Genomic DNA, 21,674 nt, shown 5'->3' with positions numbered 1-21,674 from the left:
CTCCTGCCGTCGCCGTGATGTTCCACCCACGGGTGCGGCTGAGGGCCAGTTGTGAGCCTGGCTCGACCCAGGGTACTTTTAATACATGTACGAAAACATGAACGACCACTCCACGGCAAGGACGACGCGGTGAGCGCGAAGGCTCCGCTCGGCACCCACATTCGCCAAGGCACCAGCCACCGGCACCCCGAGCGTGACGCGCGATGACCACCGTTGACCTCGCGACCCGGGGGCCGTCCACGCGATCACACGATGCCGATGCTGAATCGGGGCAGAACATGGCCCGGCTATTGCGCCCCTTCGCGAGCCGCTTCGCCGTCGTGGTGATCTTGCAGGTGGTTGGCGCCGTTGCGGGTTTGGCGCCGCTACTCGCCGTCGTCGAGCTGGGTCGCACGCTGCTGACGCCCGGCCCGGTCGATCACCGTCATGTCTGGTTCGTCGTGATCGCGGGCGCGGTCGGCTTGTTCGTCCGGTTGCTGTTCACCGCCGCGTCCTCCGGCATCGGGCATATCGTCGACGGTCAAGTGCAGCTGACGTTTCGACGAGCCCTAGCCGCACAGCTAGGGCGCGTACCGATCGGCTGGTTCTCCCGACGCCGAACCGGCGAGCTGGCGAAGGTCGTCGGGGAAGACGTGAGTGCCGTACACCCGTTCATCGCCCACGCGCCCGGCGAACTGGTGTCCGCCTTCGTGGTGCCGCTGGTATCGCTGATCTACCTGCTCAGCATCAACTGGCAGCTGACGCTGATCACGCTGATACCAGTGCTGACGGCATTGTTGCTGGTCCCGCTGCTGATGCTGCCGGCCCGGCTGCGCGAGCAGGAGGAGTACGACGCGGCCATGGGCAACATCGCCAGTTCCGTCGTCGAGTTCGTCCAGGGCATCTCGGTGGTCAAGGCGTTCGGCGGATCCGAGCGGGCTCACCGCAGGTTCCTCACCGCCGCGGACGCGTTCGTCAGCATCTTCTCCCGCTGGGTGCGCGGCATGTCCGCGGTCGCCGCCGGAATGCAACTTGCCCTGTCACCGCCGTTCGTGCTGCTGGTAGTGCTGCTCGGCGGCACGTCGATGATCACTGGCGGCGGCCTGGCCCCGGCCGATCTGCTGCCCTTCCTGCTGCTCGGACTGGGCCTGACCGCACCGGTGGCGGCGCTGGGCCACGGCTTCGACGATATGCAGGCCGCCCGGCGCGCGGTTGGCCGGATCAAGGACGTGCTCGACGTGCGGTCATTGCCGGAGCCCGAGCGCCCCGTCGCACCAAAGGGTCACCGGGTGGAGCTGCGGGACGTTCGATTCGGGTACGACGACGGCCACGAGGTGCTGCGCGGGGTCGACCTGGTGCTCGAGCCGGGGACGGTCACCGCGATCGTCGGGCCGTCCGGAAGCGGGAAGTCCACGCTGGTCCAGCTGCTGCCGCGGTTCTTCGACCCGACCCACGGTTCAGTGGTCCTTGGCGGTGCCGATCTGCGCCAGATCAGCAGCCGGGAGCTCTACCGGATGGTGTCCTTCGTCTTTCAAGACGTTCGCCTGCTGCGCGCCTCGATCGCCGACAACATCGCGCTGGCAGTACCGCAGGCCGAACACGAGGACGTCGTTCGCGCCGCCCGGCTAGCCAATATTCATGATCGAATTCTTGAGCTCCCGCACGGCTACGAGACGGTGATCGGTGAAGATGCCGAACTGTCCGGCGGCGAGGCGCAGCGGATCTCGATCGCACGTGCCCTGCTCGCCGACGCACCCATTCTCGTGCTCGACGAGGCGACCGCCTTCGCCGACCCGCAGACCGAACAGGCAGTGCGCGAGGCGCTGGCGACACTGGGCGGCGATCGGACCATTCTGGTGATCGCCCATCGCCTGGAGACGGTCGCCGACGCCGACACCGTCGTCGTGCTGGACAACGGGTCGATCGTCGAGCGTGGCAAGCCCACCGAACTGCTGGCACGAGGCGGAGCGTTCGCGGAGTTCTGGCAATCCCATCGATCGGCGATCGCCGACGAGATCGAAACCCAGGATGGCGCGCTGCAAGGAGATGAGCACCGATGATTCGACTGCTGCTGCGCGTGCTGGGCGACGAGTATGCCCGGCCGATGCGCCGCACCGTGGCCCTGATGACGGTCACCGCGATCGCCGAGGGCCTTTCCTATGCGCTGCTGGTTCCGGTGCTACGGGCGCTCTTCGGCGACACGCCTGACGACGCGTGGCCTTGGCTGATCGCGTTCGGCGCTGCCGTCGCGGCCTACGCGGTCCTGCGCTACATCAGCGACTTGTCCGGCATGCGGGTCGGGACCACGATGTTGCGCGGCATGTATCACCGGCTCGGGGACCATCTGGCCCGATTGCCCATCGGCTGGTACAACGCGGGCCGGGTCGGGGACGTGTCCGTCATGGCCAGCCGCGGCCTCCTGGCGGCCCTCGGTGTAGCGGCGCATCTGCTGGCACCGTTCATCTCCGCCCTGGTGACTCCCCTGACGATCGTCGTCGTGATGTTTGTTTTCAACTGGCAGCTAGGGCTGGCCGCGTTGCTCGCCGCGCCCATCGTGGCGGCGATCCAGATCCGGACGGCACGCTCGACGGCGGCGACCGATGCGGAGCGTCACGAACGCGACAACGAGGCCACCGGGCGAGTCATCGAATATCTCCAGGCCCAGCCGGTACTGCGAGCCGGCGGCCGGACCGCTGAACGCTTCCAGTTGCTCGACGACTCGCTGCGAGACATCGAGCGCACGTCCCGCCGTCAAACGCTGTCCGCGCTGCCGGGCGCCGTGGGATTGGCCCTCACGGCGCAGGCAGTGTTCACCGGGTTGTTGGTTCTGGGCACCTACCTCGCACTCGGCGGGAACATCGGCGTGGCGGAGGTGTTGACGATCTTGGTGCTGGCCGCTCGCGCCGTAGATCCGCTGCTGTCGCTGTCGGACATCGGCGGCAAACTGCGCGGCGCACGTTCTGAGCTGGCGCGGCTCGAGTCGGTATTACGCACCGAGCCGCTGCCGGAAGCTCACGAACCGATCCAGCCGGACCGCCATGACGTGGAGTTCGAGTCCGTCACTTTCCAGCATGGCGACCGCACGGTGGTGGACGACGTGTCGCTGATCGTGCCGGAGGGGCAGCGGATCGCCGTTGTCGGACCGTCGGGTGCGGGTAAGAGCACCATGCTGCAGTTGCTCGCGCGGTTCTACGACGTGGACTCTGGCGCGGTGCGGGTGGGCGGCGTGGACGTGCGCGACATCAACTCCGAGGTGTTGATGTCGCGGATCGCCTTCGTCTTCCAGGATGTCTACCTCTTCGATGGCACGATCGAGGAGAACGTGCGTCTCGGCCGTCCCGACGCCGACCAATCCGAGGTGCGAGCCGCTGCGACCGCGGCACGGCTGGACGAGGTGATCGAGCGACTGCCCGGCGGATGGACGACCAATGTCGGCGAGGGCGGCGCCCTGCTCTCCGGCGGCGAACGCCAACGCGTCTCGATCGCCCGAGCACTCCTGAAGAATGCGCCCATCGTGCTGCTGGACGAGGTGACCTCCGCGTTGGACCCGGTCAACGAAGCGGCCGTCCACGAGGGCATCGAACACCTCATGAAAGGCCGGACGGTGGTGATGGTGGCACACCGGCTACGGACCGTCCAACGCGCCGCTCGCATCGTCTTCCTGGACAATGGCCGGATCGTGGAGCAAGGCACCCATGACGAGCTACTGGGCCGCGGCGGCCGCTACGCCGACTTCTGGGAGGTGTCCGCGGCAGGGAGTGGACGGTGATCCTCGCGGTCGGCTGGTGTGACCAACACCGATGATTCGCCAGGTCGAGAATCCCGGCGCTGGCGTCGATGCCGGTGACGATAGCCCCGCGATCCCGCAGAGCGGCGGACAGGGCCCCCGAGCCGCATCCGGCATCGAGGACACTGCGGCCCGCCACGTCGCCCGCCAGCGTCAGCATGGCGGGCCGCTCGTAGTAGGCGTTGGCGAGGCTGTCGTCGTTCTCCGCCGAGTAAGCCACGGCAAAGGCTTCGTAGTCGTTCACTCGTCGGCGTGGCGACTTGGCGATGTCTTTCTGCTCGTCCGTCGTAGGCCGCATGCCCAGACTGTAATTCCGCCGCCGAGGACGACGGTTCTGACCCTGATGACCTGCCGATGCTCATTCGCAGTGGCCACCCAACGGGCCCCACATCAGCGCATGAGTACGACGTGGTCGTGGGTATCAGGCCGGGAAGCTTGGGTTAGCCGGATACGACACAGGCGCTCGCCCTTTGGGCTCTTCCCAGTCCTCCTGGCGGCCGAGTGCGGTGAGGTCGAGCAGGCTGTAGGCGGCCATCATGGCCTCCAAGCCGCGGCCGTACGTCGAATACGTGTGGAAGATGTCGTTGCCGTCGCGCAGAAACGTGCTGATCCCAGGCTGTTCGCCGGCATAGTCGAGCATCCAGTCGAACCCCGCGGCGACCAGCTCGTCGCCGGCCTTGAAGTTGTAGCTCGCCGGGCGCACCGCCGGGTCGAGGGTGACGTGGAAGTCGTAGTTGAAGTCGCTGCCGTGGGCGGAGTACCAGGCGAACGTCCATCCTTTCGACTCTTGATACGTCCGCAGCTTCGGGTACGGCGCGCGGGACACGGCGGCGAATGCTGTGCTGCGCTTGGCGAGTTGTTCGAAGACCCCCTGGCCGACGCCATCTGCCATCGCGGTGCAGCTGCCGCAGCCGGTCTCCCAGGCCGGGTCGAACATGAAGTGCTGGATGACGAGCTGCCGGTGTCCATCGAACATGTCGGCCAGACCGAGCTCGCCGTCTGGCCCGATGAATCGGTAGTCCTTCTCGATCCGCGTCATCGGCAGTTCACGCCGTGCAGTGTTCACCGCGTCGCGAGCGCGGGTGAGTTCTTTCTCCCGACGGAGTAGCTCTCTGCGTGCGGCCAGCCATTCGACGGGAGAAACGATCTTCGGGTGCTTCATCACGGGACCTCAATCCGTTCAACTTGCATCATGCAAGTAACGTAATGGACTGACTTTCATGACGCAAGTCCCGATCGGCTAAAGTCGAAGTGTGCTGGGACGCATGTACGAACGTGAGAACTGCTCGGCCGCGCGGGCCCTCGAACTGGTCGGCGAGCGCTGGAGCCTCCTGATCATTCGCAACGCCGTCTTCGCCGATATGACGCGCTTTTCGGAGTTTCAGCGCCGCCTCGGCATCGCGCCGAACATCCTGGCCAAGCGGCTGGACGACTTCCTCACCAACGGGTTGATGGAGCTGCGCCCCACCGACGACACACCCGGCGTCCACGAATATCTCCTCACGCCGAAAGGCCGTGAGCTCGGGCTGGTGGTGATCGCTTTGAGCGAATGGGGCGACCGATGGGCGGCGCCGAACGGTCCGCCAATCCGCTATGAGCACGACGAGTGCGGCGGCCCAGTACACTTGGCGACCACCTGCCGGACCTGCGGTGACGCCCCCGCCGTCGACAACATCGTCGCCGTGGCGGGCCCCGGCGCCACCGCCGAACAACGCCAACGCCGCGCCCGGTCGTGACACTAGATCCAGGCTGACATTCCTTAGCGCGGCACGCCGACGCGATGGCCAGACTGCTCGGCTGCCTCAGCTATCCGCTCGTCGTACGTGACGAGCGCGCCGCCGGTTGGTCCATACGAAGCGTCGGGAGCACGGCCTGGTGCGGTGAGTCCTCGCTCGATCGGCCCAGATACCGGGTTCCAGCGAGCGTTCAGCGCACCAGCCCCGCAGAGATCCGAAGAGTCCCAACCCACATGCGGAAGCCCTCACCGACCGAAGCGCGGCCGCGAAGCCGGCACATCAGCCCCAACCGCCCAGATCGATCAACAGGCCACCACAGCCGCTACCGGTGAACGCAGACTCAAGACCGTGGCGCATCAACTCAGTTGGCGTCGACGCTCGATCCCCGACGACGGCGACCCGGAACGAACCACCGTGCTCGCTTTCGCTCAGGCCTTCCTTGCCAAGCCATAACAAGCTGTTGTGTGTTCTAAACGCGCCCACCACTGACGGGCTGCGACCTGAGCGTGTGACGGTTGCGATAGAGATCGCGGAGCAAGCTGATCTCGGCTCCGTGATGGTCCTGCTCGCGGATCAATGTGGTGAGAAGCCAGTCAGTAGAGCGACGTTCGCCCCAGTTCGTGAGCCGCAGCTCATCCAGGTCCGCGTTGGTCAATCGTCGGAACTCTTGCGACACCGGCTCCCGGCTCTCCCGAAGCCAGGCCCTCGCGTCAGCCGCATTCCCCGGCATCTCGAGATCAAAATCCAGCTCAGCGGGGCCAAAAGCCGTAGTCCCAGTAGAGATGGTTGACCGCAACAACGTGGACAAGACGCCACGCGATGGTGGTGACCGGAGCAGGGTTGGGTTCGGGAAGGACGTAGTCGATCACCCAATCGCCCGAGCCATCGACGCTCTCGGCCCGAACCTCCTCGCGCCGATGAACTGTCCAGCAGCCGGCACACGGTTCGCAGAAGAACTCCTCGTCCCCAAGAGCCGACCTTCGGCACGTCCTCTCCGGCCGTCGAGTTCAACTCGCGCCGAGGAACTGACGCCAATAGAATCACCGCCTGGCCATGCCAGGCCCAAAGCCGCTATGTACGGCGGTGTGTAGACAGCACGAAGGGGAGCGCTACGGATGGAGGACTCCACGGTGCTGTTCATGCTGTTGCTGGGAGCGGCCCTCATCCTGATTCCGGTGCCGGCGGCCGTCTATGACCTGGTGCGGCAGCGTCGGAAACGAGGGACCTGGGTGCAGGTTGAGGCGAAAGTGGCCTCGACCAAGAAGCGAGCGGTGCCTGCAAGTGGTCAATACGGCCCGACCTCGGAATACCCCACCAAGCTTCGGTTCACCGACACTGGCGGCCAGCGGCGGACGTTCATCAAGGTGTACTCGTCGGAACCGAAGAAGGGGAGCAAGGTCAGGGTGACGTATGACCCCGCCGATCCGGAGCAGGTCGAGGTGATATCGGGAGCGCGGCTCTACGTGCCGATGACGTTAGCTGCCGCGGCTTGTGCGGTCGGCGTCTGGATCCTCATCATTTCCCTCTGACGGTAGCTGCGCGTCGCCGATTCCAGCTTCATGGGCTTCACCATGGTCGACGAGACCACCTTCCTCGCCACCGGCCATCCGAACGGCCGAACCGATCTCCCGGCCAACCTCGGCCTGCTCGAAAGCACCGACGGTGGGCGCACGTGGACCGACGTCTCGCTCTCCGGCGAGGGTGGATTTCCACGCACTCGATGCCAAGCACGGGATGGTCTACGGGCTCGACAGCGGTACGTCCGAGCTCATGGTGAGCGACGATCGACAAAGCTGGGACCGGCTCGGGCAGATCGCGATGGCCGACGTCACGATCAGCCCGGACGACCCCGACACGGTCATCGTCACCACCGAGGACGGCGCGCAGCTGAGCGTCGACGGCGGCGGTGAGTTCGCCGTACTCGGCGACGCACCCGTCGTGATGCTGGCCGATTGGGCGCGGCCGGACGAGCTGGACGGTGTCGGCCCGGCCGGCGATGTGCACAGCAGTGTCGACGGCGGCCAGAGCTGGCAGGAGGGCGCCACCCTGGGTGAGCGCCCGCAAGCCATGACGGTGGCGGCCGACGGAACCGTGTACGTGGCGTTGGAAGAGTCGATCGTCGTGTCGAACGACGGTGGCCAGGCGTTCACCCTCTTCTATACCTGGACCGCCTCCTGAAACGGTCGGCCGTCGCCGGATGCGGGGCGCCCGGACATGACCGGGCGCCCGCAGGCCAAGGGCCGGCTCAGCGAATTCGGTCGTAGACGAGGGTCAGCATGCCGTGCTCGCCCGCGGCCTCGCTGACAAGAGCCCACTTCCCGGCGGGCAGGTCGTCGTCGAAGAGGCGCGGGCCGCCGCCGAGGAAGATCGGGAAGATCGCCATCGCCATCCGGTCGACCTTGTCGGCAGCCAGCAATGCCTTGATGACGCTCGCGCTGGAGAACACGACGATGTCGCCGCCTTCAGTCGCCTTGAGGTCCTCGACCACGTCGGCGGCCGGCTTGTCGACGATCGTCGTCCGTTCCCACGGCGCCTCGTCGAGGGTGGAGGAGAGCACCACCTTGTCGGTGTCGACGAGCCACTTCGCGAAGGCCTCGTCGCGCGGGTCGGCACCCTCCATGCCGATGACGGTGGGCCAGAAGCCGAGGAATCCCTCGGCGTTGACCCGCCCGAGCAGTGCCGTCGTCGCCGGTTCCCAGAGGCTGGTCATGTGGTCGCGGGCGACGTCGGTGACGGCGTACGGCATCACCCAGCCCATGTCCTCAGGGTCCGGGCCGGCATAGTGGCCGTCGAGGGAGAGGCCCATGTGGGTGACGACCCTGCGGCCGGTGGTCTGTGCTGTCATTTCGTGCTCCTCGGTTCGGTGCCGTGCCCGGCGTCGTTGGTGCCGGGCTCAGGGTTGTCGGTGCGGTGAGCATCAGCGACGAGGGTCGCGGCGAGCTTGTCGAGGCTCTGGCCGAAGCCGATCTCGATGCCCGCGATGAAATCCGCGGAGCCCACGGTGCTGTCGGTGATCCGGTAGTGGACGTGGAGATCGGTTCCGGCGTCCGTGGGCCGGAGGCCGAGTTCGACGTGGGCGGTGAAGGCAGGGCCGCCCCCACCGGGTAGCTCCGGGGACGACCGGTAGGTGAGTCGCTCACCAGGGATCGCCTCGACGACGACGCCCTCAGCGCGCCCGGCGACCAGGTCGGAGCCGTCGGCGTCCTCGGCATCGCGGTACTCCTGAACCACCCGTCCACCCGGTCGCGCCTCGAAGACGAGCTCGGAGACACGGAGATCGTCAGGTGTCCACCATCGTGTGAGCAGGGGTGCTTCGGTCAGGTGGCGCCAGACCAGCTCAGGGCGCCCGGCCAGGGACCGGACGAAGGTGAACGAGCGGTCGTCGGCCCACCCCGGTTCGTCCGCGGCCAGCCGCTCGGCGTCGAGGCTGAGCTGGTAGCGATCGAAGGTCTCGCGCGGGCCGCCGGCCTGATCCGCGGTGTCGGCGAGCCGGTTGAGCACACCTGCCAGTTCCCGCAACGGACCCGGCTGCAACGCGTAGATGCGGCGCTGTCCGGTGCGCTGGGAGGCGACCACCCCGGCGCGCTCCAGAGCCTGCAGGTGCTTGGTGGTCTGCGGCTGGCGTGCCCCGGCCAGCTGCGCGAGGACGCCGACCGAGCGGGGCCGCTCGGCCAGCAGATTCACGAGCCGCCAGCGAGCCGGGTCGGCCAGCGCGGTGAGGAGTGCGTCCACGGAGCAAAGTATTCTCCAAGACGCATATTCGTGTCAAGGAATATTTTGTGCCGATGCCGAGTCGTCGAACTATCCGCCGACCACATCGGCGAGGCGAGCAGCGTCTCGTCGCTGACCTCAGGCAGCGGCGAGCCACTTCGAGCCACCAGCCCGCGGGCCATCCGCACCAGGTTCGTGGTCATCAGCGCCTCCGCGGCGGCGCCGGTCGCGGCCGCGTACACGTTCATCGCCACGATCGCGTACGGCTCGGACAGCTGCTCGGACGGCTGGAAATCCTGCCGGTAGGTGGCCAGCGCGTCGTCCAGGGCGGCCGGCGCGAAGTGCGAAGCGAAGGCATAGGGCATCCCCAGCGACGCCGCCAGCTTCCCACCGAACAGCGACGAGCCGAGGATGTAGATGGGGACGTTGGTGTCGGTCCCGGGTATGGCTTGCACGTGCTGGCCGGGCTGCACAGCTCCGAGCAGGCCGCGCAACTCGGCCACGTCCTGCGCGAAGTACTCGGCCGCGGCCGGATCACGGCGCAGCGCCAGGAACGTCTCGCGGTCGCCACCCGGGGCGCGGCCCACGCCGAGGTCGATCCGGCCCGGATACAAGGTCTCCAGCGTTCTCCCGGGTCACGTGGCCGGATCAGTCCACGGGTCGAAGATCTTGACGCCGGTTGGCTCGAAGTCGACGACGTTGCAGGTCACAACCGTCATGCCATGCACCAGTGCGCTCGCAGCCGACACCTGCGCTGCCCAAGCAGTCACGTTCCGATCGGCCCTGCCTGCCCTGGCATTACGCAGTTCAGAAACGACGTTGGTATCGAGCAGAAACATCAGCTCAGATCCGCCGGCCGAGCGCGGTCCCGCATCGGCGGAACCTCCAGCTCGACGTCTTCCACGCCTGGCGGCAATCCGAGCATGTCGATGATACTGCCCCCACCACCGCTGAGCTTCTCATAGTCCTCGAACGTCAACAACACATGAGCAGGACGCCCACGATCGGTAATGAACACCGGACCCTGGTGAGCCGCAGCCTTGGCCCTGCTCGTGTCCTGCACGCAGCCTCACATCCGGGATCTCAGCACGTCGACCTCACAGCCCGGCGCGAACGCGTCGAAGCCGTGCTCGACCAGCCAGCGAACCCCCAGCAGACTTCGCAACGACCACCACGCGCGGATCACGTCGAAGTCGACGTCGGCGCCATAACCGGCGATGACGTCGTCGAGGTGCTCCTCGTGTCCGAGCGTGAAGGTGGCGAGGTCGAACAAGGCATCACCCCGGCCCGCTTCGGACCAGTCGATGATGCCCGTGACCTCGTCGCCGTCGACGAAGACGTGATCGATCTGCAGGTCGCCGTGCGTGAACACGGGAGCCCACGGCCGGATCGCGGCCTCGGCGACCTGGCGGTTGCGGGTGACCAGGTCGGCGGGCAGGACGCCGTTCGTCACGAGCAACTCGCACTCACGGTCGAGTTCCGCCGCCAACTCGTCGGGATCCCGTCGGCGCCGGCCGGGCCAGGGCGGCAACGGCGCCTCGTGCAACTTCCGGATGGCGGCACCCGCCGCCGTCCACGCCGCCGGGGACGCCGTCGACGGCTCACCAAGGCGGCCGAGCGCCCTCCCCGGAAGTGCGGCGATCGCGAGCACGGACGGCTTGCGCCACAGGACCTCCGGGGTCGGAACCGGTGCCAGAGCCATCGCCTCGACCTCGACGTCGATGCGCGCCTGATCGCCGTCCACCTTCAGGAACACGTCGCCGACGCGCAGCGTCGCGCGCTCAGAATGGGCGACGACGACTTTGACCTCATCCATGGCCGACCACTATCCCAGGGATGATCGCCGACGTCGCCACATTTATCGCGCGCCCGCTCGCCTGCTGGAACCCGGTCGGTCATCTCGTGGACGCTGTTCGCTGCCTGATGGGGCGGACCGGTGGCCGGCCCCTTCATGGACACGCTGATCTGGACGACCGTGTTCGTCGTCGTCTTCGCCCCGCCGCCGGTTGCCACCTACAACCGTCGAAAGTAGCGACGAACAACCACGTGTGGCCAGTAGCAGCTCTTCCAGCCCTATAAACCATTCTGCTCGCTTGACGCAGCCCACTCCAGCACCGCACGAACGAATTGCTCCAGATCAACCGATACGACCCAGGGCAGCCACGACCGCCTCGTCGTCGATGTCGCCGTACCGGTGGACAAGCAGATTCCGAAAGCCAGCGGCCTTCGCTACTTCTGCGGCCAGTTGACTCTTGACAACCCCGTGCGCCGCTAAACCTCGTATAGCTTCAGCGTTGCTGTCGGGTGCCGACCAGCCCTCAGAAACAAGCACGTGGTGCGCAATGCTCACGCATCCTTCGATCGCCGTGATGAATCTATACTTCACTGCGTCGAGCTGATCAGGAAGATCAGTAAGGTTGTCGGCCTCGGACAAAGTGCGCAGCCGCGCTACGTCTCTGGTGACCTCCCCCGCGAGTCGCATGACGCGCTCTTCGTCAACCACGTCGCAACACGGCATCACGCCACTCTCGTTGCCGTTGAATCACGTAAGGCCGCTCGTCAAGCCAGATCCGGCGAGTATCCGCCTGCCACCGCACGCGCGCTGGCCGATCGTCATCGAACAACAGTCGACCGTGCAGCGCGATGCGACCAGCCAGCCACAGTGGCGCACGATCAAGCACAACCAAGTCAACACCAACCGGGACGCTGACCTCCCACGACTGGGGCGCGGACGTTCCCCACCAGGCCGCAACGTCGAGATCGCTGTTCTCCCGAACACCATGTCCAGTCGCACGGCTGCCATGTACAAACGCAAACCGCGCACCCGCGCGACGCAGCATCGCACAAACCTGCGTCTCGTCGGGGCCAATCGCGCTCACGGTGTAATTGTGCCGCATCAACGCTCTGACGACACGCACGATTCGACAGGATCGTGATCCTCGGACTCGACTTCCTGGCTCTAGTCATCGCTGCAACGCTCCGTGCGCGGCTCAGGGCTAAGTGGTCCGCGCCCGTAAGTTCGTCGGGTGTTAGTCGGTCTGCCAGGCGGTGTGGCGTTGAGGTAGAGCCCGCAGGCGCAGTCGAGGGCTTCTTGAGCGGTGCCGACTGGCATGCCGTTGGGCAGGATGGAGTCTTCGTAGCCGAACGCTCCATCCGACGACATAACAGATAATGTTCGATTCCGCGCCTAATTTGTAAACAGACGAGAAGGTGAACATGCCACGAGAAGCCGGAACAGCTCACCATCGCGTCCGCATCGCGGCGGCATGACGCGCATTCGAGTTGATCGGTGGAGCGGGTCACAGGCGGCATGTCACTTACACGGTCATTGGCTTGGCATTGCCCTCGGTAGACTTCAAGCTCTGGTGGTATTCGAGGGCTTCCCGGGTTCTCCTCGAAGGAGAGGAGTTCACCGGTGAACGCCTTGAGGTGTTCACGGACCTCCGTGGGAGTTGTGTAGAAGAATTCGCGGCGAAAGTTCACCCGGTTGACCCGTTGGTCCGCCACGCGTTGATGCATGTTTGACTCGATGGTTACGGCACCATAGCGGCCACCCGGGATACATGCCCTACCCGAAACACGTGGCCAGTTCACCGGTCCCTCCCGTCCACCTGGCAGCGGCGTTGGATGCAGCTCATGAACAACTGCATCGCCACGACGACGACCCGGACTACGTCCCCACCAACGCGGACGCCGACTGCTGGTACGCGCTGCACAAGGAGGCTGAACACAAGGCTCAGATCTTCTACACTGTGCGCGCGCAGTGGCAGGAAACACTGCCCATGAAGGACCGGGCCGATCAAACCATACCGGCCCCGCCCCCGATCGCGGCCCGAGTCGAGCCTGCCCCCGAAACCGGTGAACAGATGCCGTCCATTACCCGTCAACCGGCACTGTTTGGCCGTCTGCACACCCCGACTGTGCTTCTACGGCCGAGCGCTACGAGTACGTCCGTGCCCCTAAGCCCGTGCCGCCGCAACTCTCCGATCGGCCCCTAACCTTCGCGGCGGAGTGACGTACGTCGCCGGTCGAGATCGACCCCCGGTTACGTAGGCCTGGAAAGAATGTCTCGGATTGGTGGTTTCGCGGGATACGTCAGTAGGACCTGCGAGGATTGAGCCGTGAGTGCTCTGAGGTCCCGCCGTCTGGAATCCGTCTTCGGTGCTCCACTGGATGAGGTGACCGCCGAGCACATTCCAGGGTGTAGTAACGCACCGTGTCGGATGAGCTCGGCCATGCCGACATCAGCCGCGACCATGCGATCGCGTACCCCGACGATAGGACGTGAGGTTGGCGGTCTTGCTTACGCCGAACTGGTCGCCTCAAGGATTTCCAGGTAGTGCGGGTTGTGCATGATGCCCAGCACGTTCCCGAACGGGTTGACGACGGCCACCGTCACGAAGCCCGCCTCGCGCGGGGTGATCGGCTGGTATTCCTTCGCGCCCATCGACAGCAGCTGGCTGAATGTCGCCTCGACGTCGTCAACGTGCCAGTACATGACGGCCCCACCCGGCGTTGTCGCCGCGACGGGAGGTGCCCAGCGACGGTCGATCAGTCCCAGCTCAGCTTGGTAGTCACCGATCCGGAATTCGACATATGCGGGTGGCCCCTCGACCGGGCGCTCGAAGTACGGCTCGACGCGCTGGGCCGAGCGGCGGATCCGGCCGAGCCGACAGGGCCGGCCGGCTCCGCCGAGTACCCCCCAACGACCTGTCGACAGGACCGGCCGGCTCCGCTGAGTAGCCCGACGACCTGTCGACAGGACCGGTGGCAACGAAGCACGCGGCACACCTAAATACGGTTTATGCCGGGAACGCGCTGCTAAGTACACGTGATGCCATTTCTGTCGGCCCCATATGACCTTACGGTGCGACCCGTAGGACCTGACGCATGCACTGTCGGAGCATCTTAAACACATAAATACTCGACAACTGATGGGCTAAGTACGGAAAAGTCCAAGAATGCCGGAGGGGCGCGTGGATAACGCTCTTGTGTTCCAGGGCGACCTGCCATCGTCGACGATCACGAGCCGCGCCAACCGAGGCGAGCTTGTGCGACTGGCACCAGGCGTCTACACGACACACGTCGAGCGGGATCCGGTTGACGTGTGTCGTGAGCACATGTTTGAGATTGTGGGCCGGCTGATACCCGCTGCCGTGATCACTGACTGCAGCGCGCGCAACGGGACAGCGGTCGACGGCGTCTTGTATCTGGCGCGCGACGGCCGCGCCCGCGACGTGGAGCTTCCCGGGTTGACAGTGCGGGCCCGTCCCGGAGCTGGCCCGCTACCGGGCGACATTGCCTATCCCGGCGGCTTGTTCTTAGCCTCGCGACCCCGGGGTTTGGCGGAGAACTGCAGACCGTCGCGGGCACGCAAGGGTGCACGGCGCACCTTGGATGCCGACGAACTGGGCGACTGGGTCGACTACATCGTCCAGAACGATGGGCCCGAGCGCCTTTCCTCGTTTCGGCGCCAGGCCGAGGAGCTAGCACCTCAGCTAGGCGTGGAGCCACAGCACATGGCGATATTGAACACGCTCGTTGGCATCGCGTTGGGCACACAGCCTGAGGGGGCGACTGAATCCAGGGCGTTGGCGTCGCGTCGCGCAGGACATCCGGTGGACCCAGGCGCGGGTGCAGCGCTTCGAGCTGCTTGTCGAGGCGCTGCGACGGGCCGCACCGCAGTCGCGTCCGCTCGACGCGGACCCGGACCGTTACGCGTACCTGCCGTTTTTCGAAGCCTACTTCTCCAACTTCATCGAAGGCACCGAATTCGAGGTAGACGAGGCTGCCCGCATCGTGTTCGACAAGGAGATTCCGGCAAGTCGGCCAGAGGACGCCCACGACATCATCGGCACGTACCGACTTGTGGCTGATCCGGAGGAGATGGTTCACACCGGGCACAACGCCGATGAGTTCGTCGCGTTGGTGAAGCGGCGCAACGCGACGATCATGGATGGCCGGCCACACAAGCGACCGGGCGCGTTCAAGGACGTGGTCAACCGGGTTGGAGGGACATACTTCGTCGAGCCGGAGTTGGTGGAAGGGACACTCAGAGCTGGGTACCGGTTGCGTAACGACCTCGACACCGCATGGGAGAAGGCGCTCCTGGTGGCGTTCGTGGTGGCTGAAGTGCATCCGTTCGATGACGGAAACGGTCGTACTGCGCGGGTAATGATGAATGCTGAGCTCCAGGCTGCGAGCCGGTCGCGGATCATCATTCCGACAGTGTTCCGTCAGGACTACCTCGATGGGTTGCGCATGCTATCGCGCCGGAACGATGCGAGCGTGTTCATCAAGGCGATGCGGTACGCACACGACTTCACGGCCAGCGTCGACTACACGGACTACGCGAAGGCGAAGAGACAGCTGACTGAGGCAAACGCGTTCGAAGATCCCGACAGCGCGAACCAACTGAAGATTCTAGGCCGTGCGCCCGTACCGTCACCGACCACGCCCTGGCGGACTGGTTGACCAATCGCCACGTCCGACACCAGTTCCTCGGCGAATCTGTCCTGCCGAGCGAGATTGCCACCTCGACACGATCAGCCGCCGCGACGGCCGCGAGATAGCGGACGAACTCTACGGGCTGGCCGGCGTCACTCCGGAAGGATCGGGGCAATCGAGCTGAACTGCTCGCAGGGTACGCGGCTGGGGTGCCGGTTCAGGAGCTGGCGGGGAGGTTCAAGGTGCATCGCGGGAACCGTGTGGGAGGTCGCACGCCGCGCAGGTTTGGAGTCACATCGCCCGGAGCTCTCGGACGCGACCCGCGCAGAGGCGGCACGCCTGTACGAACAAGGGCTGACGCTTGCTGGCGTGGCCGCGAAGCTTGCGATCAGCGACGACGCTGTTCGTGCGTCGGTGATCGCGTGCGGGGGCACAATCCGCCCAGCGGGGCGCCGCCGCGTCCACGCCTGACGGCGGAATCGGGGTGCTCACCTTCTCGTTGATGAGGAGAGGACGGGACATGGACACGCCTCAGAAGCCACCCAGAAGACGACGACGTCTAGCGTTCACCGGTTTCGGGGTCGAAGGCGTCTGATCGCGGCTCAGGCGATCGAAGTCTGGTGGTGCCGGAAGGCGTTGGCGGACGACGTGTCGATGGTGGCCAGCTGGGTGTGGATCTGGTCGATGGTGGACAAGTCTAGTTCGCCGAGGAGGGAGTGGGCGCGGCGCCAGCACGCGCGGGCGGTGGCGTCGTCGCCACCGAGACGGTGGCATGCGCCGAGGTGTGCGAGCGTGCTGGCCTCGCCGAACAGGTCACCGAACTCACGGAACATGTCGAGGGCTTGGCGATAGCAGGGGATCGCCCGGGCTGGCTCGCCGAGCCGAAGGTGAGTGTCGGCGAGACATGACCACGTGTGGGTCTCGTGCTGGCGATTGCCAAGCTTCTGGTGCAGGACGAGGGCCTGTTCACAGAGATCCACGGCCCGATCTCCGTGCCCGAGGCGGCCGTGATGCCAGCCGAGGTTGGTCAGCGCAATGGCCCGGCCTTTCTGGTCGCCAAGCTGGTCGAAGAGATCGTGCGCGCGGCGGGCGGCATTGAGCGCGTCCGCCTCGCGGCCTTCAGTCGCGAACACAAGGTCCCGGTAGTAGTGCGTCCACGCCTCGGCGGTGAGATCCTCGTGTGACCGGGCCAGGGCGGCGTCGAGAGTGTCGTGAGCATCGTCGAAGCGGCCCATGTCGGCCAACGCCCACGCCAGGTTGCGCAGGGCGCGCGATTCCTCGACAGGGTCGTCCAGCCGCTGGGCCGCGGCCACGGCGGCTCGCTGAGTTTCTGCTCGGTCCTGCCAGTGGCCGTGGCGGTGCAGGAAGACGAACAATGCTCTCGCGAGGTCGCCGACGTGCCGGTCCAGGCCGAGATCTGCGGCAAGCTCCAGGGACGCGAGCAGGGCGGGCCGCTCGGCCCGGAACCAGGCCATGGCCTCGTCCGGTCCGGCAAGGTTGGTGACCGATACGTCGGGCCGAATCGTGGAAGGGGCAACGGTTTCGATGTGCCCGTGCAGGTGCAGCGTGGCGGCATGGGCGGTGTGGACGTAGTGGTCCACTATGCGCTCTCGCGCAGCGTCCCTGTCGGCGTCGTGAGCGGTGGTGAGTTCGGTCGCGTAGGCACGCAGCAGGTCGTGGCACGAATGGCGGCCAGGGGCGTACTCGGTGAGTAGATTGGCGCGGGTCAGCTCGGCCATCGGTCCCCGGGCCTGCGAGACCGGGACACCGGCCAGGCTGGCGGCCGTGGTGACCGTGCTGTCGGGCCCGGGATGCAGCCCGGCCACCAGCCGGAACAGCCTGGCCGCCGGATCGCTGAGCGTCTCGTACGACCATGAGAAGATCGCCCGGACGTCGGCGTCGCCGCCGGTGCTGAGCGCACCAAGGACGTCCCGGAGTTCGGTGGCAAGCGCACCGAGTGGATAGCCGGGCTGGATCGCGGCGCGAGCGGCAACGATCGCCAGAGCCAGCGGAAGCCCGGCGCAGCGCCGGACGATCTCCTCACTGGCGGTGGGCTCGGCGTCGACCCGCTCGTGCCCGAGGCGGCTGGCCAGCAGGTGTCTGGCTTCGTCTGGCGGTAACAGGTCGAGGGTGACTGGCCGGGCACCATAGGTCATGACTAGGCCAGTAAGGTGGTCACGGCTGGTGATCACGATCAGGCAGCCTGGTGCCGCAGGCAATAACGGGGCGACTTGATTGGTGTCGCGGGCGTTGTCGAGCAGCACCAGCATGCGCCGCTCGGCCAGGAGGCTATGGTACAGCCCGGCCCGGGCCGTCGGGCTGTCCGGAATCTCATGCTGCGGCACATGTAGCGCGTCGAGGAACTCACGAATGACCGCCGCCGGCTGTGCGGACTGCCCTGATGGGTCGTATCCGCGCAGATTGACATAGAGCTGGCCATCTGGGAAGTGCCGGGCGATACGGTGCGCCCAGTGCACAGCGAGCGTGGTCTTCCCGACGCCTGCCGTCCCAGCGATTACCGTGATCAGCGGCGACCGGGACGGTGTTTCGCTAGGCGGTTCGACCAGCGCGTCCAGCGCCGCCAGCTCGGATCGTCGTCCGGCGAATCCATCGAACGCCGGGGGCAGCTGCCTTGGTATCATCCGAGCGCCGTGGTGCCTCGGTGTCACCCGAGTACTGGCCTGTGCGCCTCCGGCTAGCAGCTCCTTGTGAGCCTGCTGGAGTTGCGGGCTCGGATCGGCTCCAAGCTCGTCGGCGAGCCTGAGCCGAATCGTCTCGTATCGCTCCAGCGCCTCCGCCGGGCGGCCAGCCGATTCCAGAACCCGCAGCAGCCGGACCCACAGGGATTCCCGGAGCGGATGCTGCTCGGCCAGGTCAGCTAGCTGGGTCAGATCAACTCGACTGGACGAATCAGGCGATTCAGCCGGGTACCGACGCGATTCTTCTGCCAGATTCAAATCGGTGCGTCGTTCCACCGCGGACAGGTAGCGTTCCTGCAGCGCCGGGGCGATCGAATGATCCAGCCAGTCCGATCGAATCCCCTCGAACGGAGCACCACGCCACAGTGCCAGAGCGGCCTCCAGCCGGGATCGCTCGGCCGCTGGATGCTGTGCGGCCGCGGCCTCGTCGAGCAGAATGCCGAAGCGCAGGGCGTCGATCTGTTCCGGCTCGATCGACAGCAGGTACCCACCTGACCGGGCGACGATCAGCTGGCCATCGAGGCTCCCCATGGCGGCTCGCAACCGCTTGATGTTGGTGCGGACATTGGCTCGCGAAACTCCACGCGGGTCCGTCCCCCACACCGCGGTAGCCAGCGTATCCGTTGCGACGGCCCGGCCCGCCGACATCGCCAGCACGGCTAGCAACACGTGCAGCCGCCCGGCTGGCAGCTCGACCTGCCGTCCACCCACCGATACGCGCAACGGCCCCAGCACGTCGACAGTCAGCACGTGGACAGCCTCCTTGCCTGGTCCGGCACCGTCCGGCCCAGCACCACCTAGCGCTAGCACTGCCTGCCCCGGCGCCGAGTTTCACCAGAATGACACAACTCTGCCACCTCGCGTCGGGCAGGCTAGCGGTCAGATCTGGTTGAGGGCGAATGAGATGGAGGCATGCGTGAGCAAGGTGATCGGCAACATTACGATCTCGGCCGACGGGTATTCGGCCGGGCTCAACCAGACCGAAGAACGCCCGTTCGGCGACGACGGCGGCGACGGCACCGGTGACAAGCTGCACGCCTGGATGTTCGAGACTCCCGAGGAGAACCGGGCCGAGGCCGACCAGATGACCGCTGCCAGCGCATTCATCATGGGACGCAACATGTTCGGCCCGATCCGCGGCGAGTGGGACCGGCAGTGGAACGGCTGGTGGGGTGATAATCCACCATTCCATGCCCCGGTCTTCGTGCTGACCCACTATCCGCGTGACCCGCAGCCAATGGAGGGCGGCACCACGTACTACTTCGTCACTGACGGAATCAAGTCGGCTCTGACCCAGGCGCGCGAAGCTGCCGGTGACGGCGACGTCACGGTCATGGGCGGCGCGACCACCATCAACCAGTACCTCGCCGCCGGCCTGATCGACGAGTTGCGGCTGCACATCGCGCCACTCACGCTCGGCGCCGGCACCAGGATTTTTGACGGCGTTCCGCCGCTCATACTCGAGCAGGTGACGTCGCGGGCAGCAAGCCTGGTCACGCACGTGACCTATCGCGTGCTGTCCTGACCAGGAAACGACGTAGTTACTAAGGAGTCCCATGAGTAAGGTGATCTTCGACATGAGCATGTCGCTCGATGGATACATCCGGGCGGCCGCCCACACGCCGGAAGAACCGCTCGGTCAGGGCGGCGAGCGGTTGCATCAATGGGCTGGGGGCAGCGACCCGGCCGGCATCGAGCTGCTGGGCACGGCGATCGCGCGGGCGGGTGCGTTCATCGGTGGGCGGCGCACGTACGACGATTCCATCCGCTTCTGGGGAGCCGATGGGCCTACCGGTGTGGCTCGGTTGCCGCTGTTCATCGTGACCCACCAGATACCCGCGACCGTTCCCGAGAACGGTGTCTACACCTTCGTGACCGACGGGATCGAAAGCGCCCTCAGGCAGGCCAAGGAAGCTGCGGCAGAAAAAGACATCTACGTGATGGGTGGCTGGGACGTCGGGCGGCAGTTTCTCCGGGCGGGACTGCTCGATCAGATCGGACTTCACGTCGTGCCGGTTCTGTTCGGCGGGGGACTGCGCGTGTTCGATCACATCGGGGACGAACACATCCAACTCGAGGTGGCAAGCGTGGTGGACACCCCGCCCGCCACACATCTGATGTACAACATCGTGAAATGAGGGGTGAGGCTGAGGTCGACAACCTCGCTTGGCGTCAGGAAGACCGCCAAACTCCACGAGCTGGTCGCGGTGTGGCGCGGCTGGGGCACCTTGCCTCGGCCGCTCGATGCGCTGGTCGGCTACGGTGTGGCTGGCAGCGAGTCAGCCCGCAGCGGCGATTTTGGCCGCCCGGGCATAGAGCTGAGGGCCGCCGATGCGGTCGGCCATAGCGGCGAACTCCCCGGTAGGGCCGCTCCACTCGAGCTCATCGATGGACTGGCTGACCGGTGAGTCGAGTTCGACGGTGGCGATACGCCGGAACAACAGGGCGTCGGCGAAGTTCGCCTGCAGGGTAGCCGCGAGTTTGGCCGCACCTCGGACGGTGACCGTCCAGTCGGCGGCATCGGCGGGAATGTTCTCCAGCCGGCCATATTCGGCCAGGACGGTGGCGGTCGCCTTGGCGCCCCATCCCGGAAGGCCCGGGAAGCCGTCCGCGGTGTCACCGACGAGCGCGAGATAGTCCGGGATCGACGCCGGTCCGACACCGAACTTCGCCCACACCGCCGCGTCATCGAAGGTGATGTCACGGCGACGGTCCCACTGCACCACCTTGCCACCCACGCACTGGGCGAGATCTTTGTCGACGGTGCAGATGATCACGCGGCCAACGCGTTCGTCCTGTTCGGCCATGCGTGCGGCGGCGGCGAGGCCGTCGTCGGCTTCGACCTCGACCAGGGGCCACACGGTGAACCCAGCGGCGGCGAGAGCCTCCTCAACCAGCGGGAACTGCGCCTTCAGTGCTGGATCGACGCCCGACCCGTCCTTATATGTGGGCCAGAGGTCATTCCGGAATGACTCGATGACGTGGTCGGTAGCGATGCCGACATGGGTGGCGCCTTCTTCGAGGAGCTGCAGGCAGGTGCCGACGACACCGCGGGTGGCTCCAAGGTTCGTATCCTTGTTGTTCGGTGCGTAGTGATACCGGAACAGCTCGTAGGTGCCGTCCACCAGATACACGTCCGTCTTCTCGGCCACCTCAGACTCCTGTTCATCGCGTGACAGATGGAGTCTAAGACGAAGTACCGGCCGGCGGTGATATACCGCGACGGCGTCACGAATGCTCGCTGACGCGAGGTTCGACAACAGGCTCTAAGGTGAGAATCATGAACGATGGGGCCAGAGCGCGTCTGGGAGGAGC

19 protein-coding genes and 2 pseudogenes are annotated in these 21,674 nt (G+C 66.0%); 8 read left to right on the top strand and 13 right to left on the bottom strand.

Going from position 1 to position 21,674, the window contains the following annotated elements; translation table 11 throughout:
* Positions 1-203 precede the first annotated feature (203 nt).
* Together G8760_RS26135 and G8760_RS26130 are read left to right on the top strand one after the other, a co-directional pair.
* On the top strand, positions 204-2,039 hold the full coding sequence (locus tag G8760_RS26135; protein ID WP_166355776.1) for an ABC transporter ATP-binding protein: 1,836 nt from the start codon (positions 204-206) through the stop codon (positions 2,037-2,039).
* Positions 2,036-3,748 carry an ABC transporter ATP-binding protein gene (locus G8760_RS26130; RefSeq protein WP_166355775.1) on the top strand — a complete coding sequence of 571 codons (1,713 nt, stop codon included), beginning with the start codon at positions 2,036-2,038 and terminating at the stop codon, positions 3,746-3,748. The genes G8760_RS26135 and G8760_RS26130 overlap by 4 nt, the downstream gene beginning before the upstream one ends.
* Positions 3,749-3,758: 10 nt before the next feature.
* Here the strand turns inward: G8760_RS26130 and G8760_RS31245 are convergent.
* Together G8760_RS31245 and G8760_RS26120 are read right to left on the bottom strand one after the other, a co-directional pair.
* Positions 3,759-4,064 (bottom strand): annotated as a pseudogene (locus G8760_RS31245) (class I SAM-dependent methyltransferase); the annotation flags it as partial.
* 123 nt (positions 4,065-4,187) lie between these two features.
* Positions 4,188-4,928, bottom strand: coding sequence for a DUF899 domain-containing protein (locus G8760_RS26120; protein WP_166355774.1), 741 nt, complete (start codon positions 4,926-4,928; stop codon positions 4,188-4,190).
* Between the two features lie 91 nt (positions 4,929-5,019).
* On the opposite strand from G8760_RS26120, the gene G8760_RS26115 reads away from it, so the two are divergent.
* Positions 5,020-5,502: a winged helix-turn-helix transcriptional regulator gene (locus tag G8760_RS26115; RefSeq protein WP_166355773.1), complete on the top strand. Its 483-nt coding sequence runs from the start codon at positions 5,020-5,022 to the stop codon at positions 5,500-5,502.
* A 469-nt stretch (positions 5,503-5,971) separates the two neighbouring features.
* Here G8760_RS26115 and G8760_RS31240 read toward each other — a convergent pair whose 3' ends face one another.
* Positions 5,972-6,298 carry a DinB family protein gene (locus G8760_RS31240; RefSeq protein WP_425502387.1) on the bottom strand — a complete coding sequence of 109 codons (327 nt, stop codon included), beginning with the start codon at positions 6,296-6,298 and terminating at the stop codon, positions 5,972-5,974.
* 319 nt (positions 6,299-6,617) lie between these two features.
* On the opposite strand from G8760_RS31240, the gene G8760_RS26105 reads away from it, so the two are divergent.
* Both G8760_RS26105 and G8760_RS26100 read left to right on the top strand, forming a co-directional pair.
* On the top strand, positions 6,618-7,031 hold the full coding sequence (locus G8760_RS26105) for a DUF3592 domain-containing protein (protein WP_166355771.1): 414 nt from the start codon (positions 6,618-6,620) through the stop codon (positions 7,029-7,031).
* Between the two features lie 172 nt (positions 7,032-7,203).
* Positions 7,204-7,680, top strand: a complete 477-nt coding sequence (locus G8760_RS26100; protein ID WP_166355770.1) for a WD40/YVTN/BNR-like repeat-containing protein — start codon at positions 7,204-7,206, stop codon at positions 7,678-7,680.
* A 67-nt stretch (positions 7,681-7,747) separates the two neighbouring features.
* On the opposite strand, the gene G8760_RS26095 is transcribed toward G8760_RS26100, so the two are convergent.
* From G8760_RS26095 to G8760_RS26060, 8 genes and pseudogenes are all read right to left on the bottom strand, one after another.
* Positions 7,748-8,347, bottom strand: coding sequence for a dihydrofolate reductase family protein (locus G8760_RS26095; protein WP_166355769.1), 600 nt, complete (start codon positions 8,345-8,347; stop codon positions 7,748-7,750).
* Entirely contained in the window at positions 8,344-9,234 is an 891-nt protein-coding gene (locus tag G8760_RS26090; RefSeq protein WP_166355768.1) for a metalloregulator ArsR/SmtB family transcription factor, read from the bottom strand. The genes G8760_RS26095 and G8760_RS26090 overlap by 4 nt, the downstream gene beginning before the upstream one ends.
* A gap of 143 nt (positions 9,235-9,377) precedes the next feature.
* A pseudogene (locus G8760_RS26085) lies at positions 9,378-9,839 on the bottom strand (MsnO8 family LLM class oxidoreductase); the annotation flags it as partial.
* Between the two features lie 9 nt (positions 9,840-9,848).
* The gene (locus G8760_RS30665) at positions 9,849-10,055 is read right to left on the bottom strand and encodes a type II toxin-antitoxin system VapC family toxin (protein ID WP_166355793.1); all 207 of its coding nucleotides are present in this window, start codon (positions 10,053-10,055) and stop codon (positions 9,849-9,851) included.
* Complete coding sequence (locus G8760_RS26075) at positions 10,052-10,276, bottom strand: type II toxin-antitoxin system prevent-host-death family antitoxin (RefSeq protein ID WP_166355767.1); 225 nt, start codon at positions 10,274-10,276, stop codon at positions 10,052-10,054. Before G8760_RS26075 ends, G8760_RS30665 begins: the two co-directional genes overlap by 4 nt.
* Before the next feature lie 6 nt (positions 10,277-10,282).
* Positions 10,283-11,029: a phosphotransferase gene (locus G8760_RS26070; protein ID WP_166355766.1), complete on the bottom strand. Its 747-nt coding sequence runs from the start codon at positions 11,027-11,029 to the stop codon at positions 10,283-10,285.
* 321 nt (positions 11,030-11,350) lie between these two features.
* Positions 11,351-11,716, bottom strand: coding sequence for a type VII toxin-antitoxin system HepT family RNase toxin (hepT, locus tag G8760_RS26065; RefSeq protein WP_166355765.1), 366 nt, complete (start codon positions 11,714-11,716; stop codon positions 11,351-11,353).
* 1,800 nt (positions 11,717-13,516) lie between these two features.
* The gene (locus G8760_RS26060) at positions 13,517-13,873 is read right to left on the bottom strand and encodes a VOC family protein (RefSeq protein WP_343074462.1); all 357 of its coding nucleotides are present in this window, start codon (positions 13,871-13,873) and stop codon (positions 13,517-13,519) included.
* A gap of 974 nt (positions 13,874-14,847) precedes the next feature.
* On the opposite strand from G8760_RS26060, the gene G8760_RS26055 reads away from it, so the two are divergent.
* Positions 14,848-15,687, top strand: coding sequence for a Fic family protein (locus G8760_RS26055; RefSeq protein WP_166355763.1), 840 nt, complete (start codon positions 14,848-14,850; stop codon positions 15,685-15,687).
* A 575-nt stretch (positions 15,688-16,262) separates the two neighbouring features.
* On the opposite strand, the gene G8760_RS26050 is transcribed toward G8760_RS26055, so the two are convergent.
* Complete coding sequence (locus tag G8760_RS26050) at positions 16,263-19,109, bottom strand: AfsR/SARP family transcriptional regulator (protein ID WP_166355762.1); 2,847 nt, start codon at positions 19,107-19,109, stop codon at positions 16,263-16,265.
* A gap of 166 nt (positions 19,110-19,275) precedes the next feature.
* On the opposite strand from G8760_RS26050, the gene G8760_RS26045 reads away from it, so the two are divergent.
* Together G8760_RS26045 and G8760_RS26040 are read left to right on the top strand one after the other, a co-directional pair.
* Positions 19,276-19,884 carry a dihydrofolate reductase family protein gene (locus G8760_RS26045; protein WP_166355761.1) on the top strand — a complete coding sequence of 203 codons (609 nt, stop codon included), beginning with the start codon at positions 19,276-19,278 and terminating at the stop codon, positions 19,882-19,884.
* 31 nt (positions 19,885-19,915) lie between these two features.
* Positions 19,916-20,497, top strand: coding sequence for a dihydrofolate reductase family protein (locus tag G8760_RS26040; protein ID WP_166355760.1), 582 nt, complete (start codon positions 19,916-19,918; stop codon positions 20,495-20,497).
* Positions 20,498-20,638: 141 nt separating this feature from the next.
* Here G8760_RS26040 and G8760_RS26035 read toward each other — a convergent pair whose 3' ends face one another.
* Complete coding sequence (locus tag G8760_RS26035) at positions 20,639-21,511, bottom strand: 5'-3' exonuclease (protein ID WP_166355759.1); 873 nt, start codon at positions 21,509-21,511, stop codon at positions 20,639-20,641.
* Positions 21,512-21,674 lie beyond the last annotated feature (163 nt).

It is taken from the genome of Phytoactinopolyspora limicola (assembly GCF_011320225.1).
GTDB lineage: Bacteria > Actinomycetota > Actinomycetes > Jiangellales > Jiangellaceae > Phytoactinopolyspora > Phytoactinopolyspora limicola.
Note: the sequence above shows the minus strand (reverse complement) of the source record. Positions and strands in the feature narration are given on the sequence as shown.